This is a genomic window from Curtobacterium sp. ISL-83, from assembly GCF_018613895.1.
Lineage (GTDB): Bacteria > Actinomycetota > Actinomycetes > Actinomycetales > Microbacteriaceae > Curtobacterium.
Window position 1 is genome coordinate 1 of record NZ_JAGGPH010000019.1, and the last position, 5,616, is coordinate 5,616.

Genomic DNA, 5,616 nt, shown 5'->3' on the forward strand with positions numbered 1-5,616 from the left:
CCGGCACCGTGATGACGGACGCGGTGTCGAGGCTCCGGCCGGCGAGCGCCCCGACCTGCCAGAAGCGGAGCTGGTCGAGCAGGCTCTGGTTCGTGACGAGCACCGCGGTCGTCACCGAGGACAACGCTGCCGCGACGACCGCGCCCGACAGCGCGAGGCCGACGGGTGAGAGTCCGCGTCGTGCGACCGCGGCGATGCCGTACACGAGCAGGGCGGCGAGCGCGGCTCCGGCGAACGCGAAGGGCAGGTACGCCGCGGTCCCGCCGATGCCGAACACCGCGATCCCCGTGACGACGGCGAGCGCTGCCCCGGCGTTGATGCCGAGGACGCTCGGGTCGGCGAGCGGGTTCCGGGTGACTCCCTGCATGACGGCACCGGCGACCCCGAGGGCGGCTCCGGCGAGGAGGCCGACGACGGTCCGCGGCACCCGGTTCCCGAGCACGATGAGCCCGATCTCGTCGTGCCGCCCGGGATGCAGGACGGTGTCGAGCACGGTGCCGAGCGGGATCGGGCGTGATCCGAAGGCGACCGAGAGCGCCACGGCGACCGCGAGCACGACGACCGCCAGCACGGTCGCCCACACCAGCGGCACGGGTCCGCGACGGGAGGCGGTGCCGGACGGCGGTGGGGTCGGAGAGGCGCGCATGGGAAGTGAGGCAACCCTAACCCAGCACCACGTTCGGTGAGCGCCGAGGAAGCCGTGAGCGTGCGCAGGGCCGGTTCATAGGGTCGTCATGGGAACGGGGCCTGTACTGGGTTCCATCGACGCCTGACCAGGACGCCGAGGACGACCGGAGAGCACCGATGAACGAGACCCCGAACCCCGCCGCGAACGACGAGCACGGCACCGCCCGCCCCGACGCCGCACAGGGCGCGGCTGGACACTCCGCCTGGGAGCCGCCGCACGCCGACCGCGCGACCCTGCGCCCCGCGTACGCCTTCGACGGCTCCGGGCCGTTCCTCTACGGCCCCGACGGCTCCGGCCCGTACGCCTACACCCCCGACGGCCGCGGACCGTACCGCGTCGGTTCGGCCGCCCTCGGCGGGCCGCAGTACGCATGGACCCAGGGCGCCGCTGCGGCGAACCACCCCGGCACGAAGCGTCCGCGGCGACTCGGCCTGGTGATCGGGTCCGGCATCGCGGCACTCGCGATCGTGGGTGCCGCCGGGGGGACGGCGCTCGGGCTCTCCACGCAGCACACCACCACGACGTCGAGCCAGTCGCAGGGCTCGACCACCCTGCCTGACACCGGCACCGGGAACGGCACGGGGTCCGGCACGGGCAGCGGGACCGGCACGGGCGACGGCAGCGGCACGAACGGGTTCACCGTCCCCGGTGACGGCACCGGCTCCTCCGGCAGCACGGGCGGGAGCACCGAGTCCGCGGCGACCCCCGCGACGACGGCGCAGAAGAAGGGCGTCGTCACGATCAACACGGTCCTGAACTACGACCAGTCGTCGCAGGCAGCCGGGACCGGGATGATCCTCAGCTCGAACGGCACGATCCTCACGAACAACCACGTGGTGCAGGGCGCGACGAGCATCACCGTCACCGACGAGACCACCGGCAAGCAGTACAAGGCGGACGTCGTGGGGACGGACGCCACCGACGACGTCGCCGTCCTGAAGCTCGAGAACGCCTCGGGGCTGTCCACCGTCACGCTCGACCAGGACGGCGAGCCCGCGACCGGCGACACCGTGACGGACGTCGGCAACGCCGAGGGCACCGGGAACCTCGTCTCCGCGGTCGGCACGGTCACCGCGACGAAGCAGGACATCCAGGTGCAGAGCGAGTCCGGCACCGGCACCGAATCCCTCAGCGGGCTGATCGAGATCGCCGCGAACGTCGTCTCCGGCGACTCCGGCGGCCCGGTCGTCGACAGCCAGGGCGAGGTCGTCGGCATGGCGACCGCCGCGTCCTCCGGGACCACGAACGTCACCGGCTACGCGATCCCGATCACCACCGCCAAGTCCATCGCGCAGAAGATCCTGGCCGGGCAGTCCTCGTCCACGATCACGATCGGACTGCCGGCGTTCCTCGGCGTCGAGGTCAGCAGCACCGCCACGACCGGTGGCGTCGCCGTCGCCGGGACGGTGCAGGGCTCCGGTGCCGAGAGCGCTGGACTCGTCGCGGGTGACACCATCACCAGCCTCGACGGCACCGCGGTCGCCAGCTCCGACGCGCTCACCAAGGCGATCCAGTCGCACCACGTGGGCGACAAGGTCACCGTCGGCTACACCGACAGCACCGGTGCGGCGAAGACCGTCACGGTCACGCTGACCGCCGGTCCCGCCGCCTGAGCGGTCTAGACCAGGACCGCACGCACGATCGAGCGGTACACGTTGGCCGGGGAGTCCGTCGCGAAGACGGTCTCCCCGGCTTCCGTGCGTCCGACGCGGGCGAACCCGTGGCCGTCCGCCCGCACGATGGTCACCGGCCGCGCCGCACCGGGACGCCGCAAGTGCGACACCGTCCACGGGGCCGCCCAGAACCGCGCCAGGCGCGGGTCGGCCTCGGCGACGGCGGTCGGCAGGTCGGGAGCGTCCGTGCCCGGCGTGAGCCGCCGCCCGAGCAGGTCCGCCCGGAGCGACCCCGTGCGGAACGGGAAGGTCCACGACGGACCGACACCGAGCCTCCCGGCCAGCAGCGCGACCACGCGCTCCGGTGACAGCGACGCGACGACCGCGTCGTCCGTCCCGTCGACGACGGTGTCGCCCCAGGCCTGGAGGCGCGACTCGCGCCCGTCGGGCAGGTGCTGTTCCAGCGTGACCGGCTGGGCGTCGCCCTCCCAGGGCGCGAGGAGTGTCTGTGTGCTGTCCGGCAGGGTCCCGAGGCGGCCGACGAGACCCGCCTCGATGAGCTCCCGGCCCGCCGCCGAGCGGAGGAGCGTGGGGTTCCACCGGCGACCCGCCAGGCTCCGGAGCGTCCCCCGTGCCGCCGCGGAGATGCGGGGACCGGTGAGTCCGGGCGCGGGCGCGGGGTCCGGCAGCGGCTCGAGCTCCCGGGCGGGTCGGCTCGGCGTGGGTTCGGTGGCGCGGACGCTCTCGAGCACGGCGAACACGACATCGTCGGTCTCGAGCAGTCGCGCGAGCGGGCGCTCGATCGTCAGGTCCACACGGTGCCGTCCGGTGACGAAGAGCAGGTGTGCTCCGGCGACGTCGCCGCCCTCGTCGGGGCGGACGTACTCGACGAGACGTGCGGGGGCACCGGCCTCGGTCCAGACGTCGCAGCCGACCAGGAGCAGTCCGTCGACGGATCCGGGCAGGCGGTCGAGGAGGCCGCTGCTCTCGTCGCCGATGGACCGGTCGCTGGGACGCGAGCGGACGGTGAGCACGACGTCGTCACCGGAGACGCGCAGGTCCGCCTGGGCCGACTCCTCGCGCTGCCACCGGTCGCGGTGGCGGAGGGTGAGGCGGGCGGTGCGGTCCTCGGTGCCGAGTGGGACGGGGACGGCCATGGCCCGAGGCTACGGCGGCGGGGTGCTGCTGCCGGGTGCGGCTCGCCGGGGGCGGCCGACGCCGCGCTCTGCGAGGAGGGTGCGTCCTGGTGCGAGGTTGCGTTCTCCGTGCGAGGTACTTTCCCCGCACGGAGCGTCGAACCCCGCACCGAACGGGGTCAGGCGTGCGCTGGCGTCAGGGGCGGCGGGGACGTGCTTCGCGGCGACGACGTCGACGAGGGCGACCTCGACCGGGCCGCGCCGGGTGTGGATCGTGACCGCCGTCGCCGTCCGGGCGATCAGGTCGCCGAGGGCGTCACGCGCTCCCCCGCCGTCGTGCGCTCGGACGACGAGCCGGTCGCCGAGTCCGGCGTCGTGCAGCACGCCGAGTGCGAGCGCCCGCGCCAGGCCGTCCTGTCCCCCCGGCTCGTCCTGCTCCCCAGGCTCGTGCACGCTCATGCGGCGAGCCTAGAGTGGCGGGATGGAGAAGGCGCGCGTGGACAGCTGGATCTGGGCGGTGCGGATCACCAAGACCCGGTCCGCCGCCACCGCCGCGTGCAAGGCCGGCCACGTGCGGGTGAACGGGGAGCGCGCCAAGGCCGCCCAGCCCGTCGGCCCCGGGGACGAGGTCCGTGTCCGCCAGAACGGCTTCGACCGGGTCGTCGTCGTCACCGGGATCATCCTGAAGCGGACGAGCGCACCCGAGGCCGCGAAGCACTTCGAGGACAAGACCCCTCCCCTGCCACCGAAGGAGGAGGCCGGGTTCGTGCCGATGCGCGAGCGTGGCGCCGGTCGTCCGAGCAAGCGGGAACGCCGCGACCTGGAGAAGCTGCGCGGCTACTGACCAGCGCGCTGGACCGCGGTCATCCTTGGCGCGTGCTGGACGGATCGATCACCACGTCGAACCACCGTTCGCCGTCGAACACGACCTCGACGCGCTGACCGGTCCACCGTGCCTCCAGGTGCCCGTCGTCATCGTCATCGAACCCGCGGAGCGCCCTGCCACTCGGTACCCGCCGGAGGGCCACGCGCCCCTCGACCCCGACGGCGTACAACTCGAGGACCCGACCCCGGACCGGGAACGTGGGCACGGTGCCGTGCCGGACCGCTTCGTAGCGCCCGGCGACGTTGCCTGACACGACGCTGTACTCGACGACGTCCCCGATCTCGATGGCCAGGCCGCAGCAGTCGTGTTCCCAGCCACCGACCGTGACGACGTGCTCCGGGGCGCTCACACGAAGCGGACGGTCTGTTGCAGGCGGTCGCGGACGTCGAACACGTCGACGGCACCCTCCGGCGACCACACCCCGTTCAGGACCTGCCCGAGCGCGCTCCGCCGGACCACGAACGCGGTGGGCTTCCGGGACGGCCCGACGATCTGGACGTCGTCCTCGACCGCGGAGTCCGGCACGACGAGGATCCGCCCGGTGAAGCGGACGCGGGTCTGCTTCTGCACGGCACGGGAGGCCCGCACCAGTTCCTTGACGGGTCGCTCCCCGGGCGTCAGGGTCTCCCCGACGATCTCACCGTGCTCGATGCGCACCGGAGCACCCCAGTCGATGGACTCGAGCGCCCACAGTCCGGAGGTCGTCAGGACGGCGTGGTCGAGCTTGCCCTCGGACCCAGCGTCCAGGTCGTGCCAGACGGTGACGCCGATGCCCATGTCGGACACGATCGCGGCCGTCGCCTCTTCTGCGAGGGCCTCGGCCAGCAGCCGCCGGATGTGTCGGGGGGCGGACCGGATGAGCGTCGGGTCGTAGGGGTCCTCGATGGGGTCGCCGAGTCCGACCCACTCGCGCTCGGCCTGCAGGAAGACCTCGCGGGAGCGGCCGCCGGGGTGCCCGTGGGACCGGGCCCGCGGGCGGGAGNNGGAGCCGGACGCACCAGACGGGGCGGAGGTGGGACGGGATCCCGCGTCGTAGGCGCGACGAGCGGCCGGGGTGCCGACGCGTTCCCAGGCGATCTGCACGCGGCGGAACCGGATCGGGTCGCCGCCGAGGTCCGGGTGGGTCTCGCGCGCCATCTTCCGGTAGGCACGGCGGAGGGCGTCGTCGTCGGCGGTCGCGGGGACGCCGAGGACCTCGTACGGGGTGGCGTCGGCCGGGCTGTCGGTCATGGCCCTGCGACAGTACCGGAAGCAGGGTCGCAGTCCGCCGCGTGCCGGCTGGGCGATGCCTGG

Annotated in this window: 7 protein-coding genes; 2 read left to right on the top strand and 5 right to left on the bottom strand. The window is 73.7% G+C overall.

Annotated elements, in window-relative coordinates; all coding sequences use genetic code 11:
- Positions 1 to 646: iron chelate uptake ABC transporter family permease subunit (locus J7E22_RS16315; protein WP_214982897.1), on the bottom strand; the 646-nt coding region annotated here is incomplete at its 3' end.
- A gap of 158 nt (positions 647 to 804) precedes the next feature.
- Between J7E22_RS16315 and J7E22_RS16320 the strand changes: the two genes are divergently transcribed.
- Positions 805 to 2,301, top strand: a complete 1,497-nt coding sequence (locus J7E22_RS16320) for a trypsin-like peptidase domain-containing protein (RefSeq protein WP_214982898.1) — start codon at positions 805 to 807, stop codon at positions 2,299 to 2,301.
- Positions 2,302 to 2,306: 5 nt separating this feature from the next.
- Here the strand turns inward: J7E22_RS16320 and J7E22_RS16325 are convergent, their stop codons facing one another.
- Both J7E22_RS16325 and J7E22_RS16330 read right to left on the bottom strand, forming a co-directional pair.
- Positions 2,307 to 3,458 (bottom strand): hypothetical protein, encoded by a 1,152-nt coding sequence (locus J7E22_RS16325; RefSeq protein WP_214982899.1) that lies wholly within the window; start codon positions 3,456 to 3,458, stop codon positions 2,307 to 2,309.
- 9 nt (positions 3,459 to 3,467) lie between these two features.
- Positions 3,468 to 3,896, bottom strand: a complete 429-nt coding sequence (locus J7E22_RS16330) for a hypothetical protein (protein ID WP_214982900.1) — start codon at positions 3,894 to 3,896, stop codon at positions 3,468 to 3,470.
- 22 nt (positions 3,897 to 3,918) lie between these two features.
- Here J7E22_RS16330 and J7E22_RS16335 point away from each other — a divergent pair, with 22 nt between their 5' ends.
- Positions 3,919 to 4,281, top strand: coding sequence for an RNA-binding S4 domain-containing protein (locus J7E22_RS16335; RefSeq protein ID WP_214982901.1), 363 nt, complete (start codon positions 3,919 to 3,921; stop codon positions 4,279 to 4,281).
- A 19-nt stretch (positions 4,282 to 4,300) separates the two neighbouring features.
- Here J7E22_RS16335 and J7E22_RS16340 read toward each other — a convergent pair whose 3' ends face one another.
- Together J7E22_RS16340 and J7E22_RS16345 are read right to left on the bottom strand one after the other, a co-directional pair.
- Positions 4,301 to 4,672: a hypothetical protein gene (locus J7E22_RS16340; RefSeq protein WP_214982902.1), complete on the bottom strand. Its 372-nt coding sequence runs from the start codon at positions 4,670 to 4,672 to the stop codon at positions 4,301 to 4,303.
- Positions 4,669 to 5,553 (bottom strand): J domain-containing protein, encoded by an 885-nt coding sequence (locus tag J7E22_RS16345; protein ID WP_214982903.1) that lies wholly within the window; start codon positions 5,551 to 5,553, stop codon positions 4,669 to 4,671. Before J7E22_RS16345 ends, J7E22_RS16340 begins: the two co-directional genes overlap by 4 nt.
- Between the last annotated feature and the right edge of the window lie 63 nt (positions 5,554 to 5,616).

Excerpts from the sequence above, each read along its gene's own strand:
- J7E22_RS16330 (WP_214982900.1), bottom strand. The coding sequence starts at position 3,896 with ATGAGCGTGCACGAGCCTGGGGAGCAGGACGAGCCGGGGGGACAGGAC.
- J7E22_RS16325 (WP_214982899.1), bottom strand. The coding sequence starts at position 3,458 with ATGGCCGTCCCCGTCCCACTCGGCACCGAGGACCGCACCGCCCGCCTC.
- J7E22_RS16335 (WP_214982901.1), top strand. The coding sequence starts at position 3,919 with ATGGAGAAGGCGCGCGTGGACAGCTGGATCTGGGCGGTGCGGATCACC.
- J7E22_RS16320 (WP_214982898.1), top strand. The coding sequence starts at position 805 with ATGAACGAGACCCCGAACCCCGCCGCGAACGACGAGCACGGCACCGCC.